A 448-nucleotide genomic window follows, 5' to 3' on the forward strand; every position below is an offset into this window, starting at 1 on the left:
CGGGGCCGCCGCCGGTGCGCCGCCGCCGAACCCGCTCGCGGCGGGCGGCGGGGCCGAGCCGCCAATGGGGCCTCCCCTGCTCGAGTCCATTCGAGAGCCTGGGGAAGGGTCGACGATCGCCTCGACCTTCCACTGCACGCCGAACTGCTCCGTCAGCGCCTGCCGCAGTACGTCCTCGCTGCCGCTGCTCGCGAAGTTGTCCCGGGCGCCGGCGTTCACGAAGCCGAGCTGGAGGGTGGTGCCGTCGAACCCGGTCACCTGGGCGTTCTGGCTGAGCAGGATCCAGGTGAAGCGGCGGCGGTTCTTGACCGCTTCGAGGATGTTCGGCCAGAGGGAGCGGGGGTCCGGGCCGCCGCCGGTGTACGCCGCGGCCGGGGCGGCCGGGGGTGTCTGGGCCGCCGGGGCCGCCGGAGGGGCGGACGGGGTGGGGGCCGCGGGTGCGGCGGGG

Annotated in this window: 1 pseudogene; it reads right to left on the minus strand. The window is 76.3% G+C overall.

Annotated elements, in window-relative coordinates:
• Positions 1–448: pseudogene (locus tag STRAU_RS35760) on the minus strand (DNA polymerase III subunit gamma and tau); the annotation flags it as partial.

Source organism: Streptomyces aurantiacus JA 4570 (genome assembly GCF_000414115.1).
GTDB classification, from domain to species: domain Bacteria; phylum Actinomycetota; class Actinomycetes; order Streptomycetales; family Streptomycetaceae; genus Streptomyces; species Streptomyces aurantiacus_A.